Source organism: Alcanivorax sp. HI0044, assembly GCF_001634945.1.
Window position 1 is genome coordinate 1 of record NZ_LWEZ01001564.1, and the last position, 1,503, is coordinate 1,503.

A 1,503-nucleotide genomic window follows, 5' to 3' on the forward strand; every position below is an offset into this window, starting at 1 on the left:
GTAGGCAATCAGCCCACCGTTACGAATGACGTCCACGGCCTGTCTAATCAGGCGGGGCTGGGGTGTTTCGGGATGGATGTAGATAACGTCGGTCATAACTTCAGTTGGTAGTTGATAATTAATAATTGACAGGTAACGTCAAAACATTGACGCAACCTATTGTTTTAGCTGCCAACTGTCCACTATCAATTGTCAGCTGGTTAGCCTCCCTTCCCACACCGGCCTGGCGCCTTTGGGCACCGGCGGCAATCGCCCCAACGCCAGCCATTTCTGCTCCGGCGAATGGAAATCCGATCCGGCGGACACCTGCAGATCAAAGTGTTGCCAGCATTCATCCAGCAACGCGGTCTGTTGCGGGGAGAGCCCGGGCATGGCCACTTCCAGGCCGTCGCCGCCGGCTTCCTTGAAATGGGCAAGAAACTGGCGCAGTTTCTTGCGCGTCATCCCGTAGGCCTGCGGATGAGCCAGTACCGCGGTGCCGCCGGCAGCATGAATATCGGCAATGGCCTCTTCCAGAGCGCACCAGGGCGTCGCCACAAAAGCGGATTGCCCCTGCTTCAGATAGCGGTTGAAGGCATGCCGGTGGTTGCGCACCCTGCCCGCTTCTTCAAGAAAACGGGCAAACAAAGGACGCCCAGGCGCATCGGTGCCCGCCAGTTCACAGGTGCGCTCATAACTGTTGGCCAGTGTGGCTGCGCGATCCAGACGGCGACCAATCTCCCGGGCACGATTTACCCGTGCCTCCTGCTGGGCTGCGACCCTTTCCTGTAACTGACCACAACCGGTATCCAGCCACAATCCAAGCACATGATATTCCCGGTTTTCGTGACGCACAGACAGTTCGATACCATTCACCAGGCTGATGTCGTGCTGACGGGCAGCCTCATGGGCTTCAGGCAACCCGGCCAGGGTATCGTGGTCAGTCAGGGCCAGACAGGTTACGCCATAGTCCGCAGCCCTCGACACCAGCGCTGCAGGGCTTAGAATACCGTCCGACGCTGTACTGTGACTGTGCAGGTCGATTGTGTGGTTACAAGAAATAGCCAGATCCTCTCAAGGTTCTCGATGTGTCTGCCGTGACTCCCATGCGTCACAGACGCTCACTGCGACAGGCTGACGACGGGAATCAAGGCGCAGGGTAGCATTTTTGAGCCCTTCACCGGCATCTTTAACGCCCTCCGGCTGCCATAAACTGATCAAACGGAATCTCGAATGAGCGAAAGCAACATCCCGGAACAGAACGGCAAGCCAGCCAGCGCCATGCCACCAAAGCAGGAAAGCTTGCTGGCCAACCTGCTGATCAATATCGTGATTCCGGCCCTGATCCTGGCCAAACTCTCCGGGGATGACTGGCTGGGCACCAAGTGGGCCATTGTGGTGGCGCTGGCCTTCCCCTTGCTCTACGGCCTGCGCGATTTCCTGCAGAACGGCAAGGCCAATTTCTTCTCTGGCTTGGGCATCGTCAGCATTATGCTTACCGGCGGCATCAGTCTGATGGAGCTG

General features: G+C 57.8%; 2 protein-coding genes. One reads left to right on the forward strand and one right to left on the reverse strand.

What is annotated here, in order from left to right; genetic code table 11:
* Positions 1 to 192: 192 nt before the first annotated feature.
* Entirely contained in the window at positions 193 to 1,047 is an 855-nt protein-coding gene (locus A3730_RS23590) for a PHP domain-containing protein (RefSeq protein WP_369819062.1), read from the reverse strand.
* A gap of 165 nt (positions 1,048 to 1,212) precedes the next feature.
* Between A3730_RS23590 and A3730_RS23595 the strand changes: the two genes are divergently transcribed.
* On the forward strand, positions 1,213 to 1,503 hold a 291-nt coding region (locus A3730_RS23595), incomplete at its 3' end, for a VC0807 family protein (protein ID WP_304439529.1).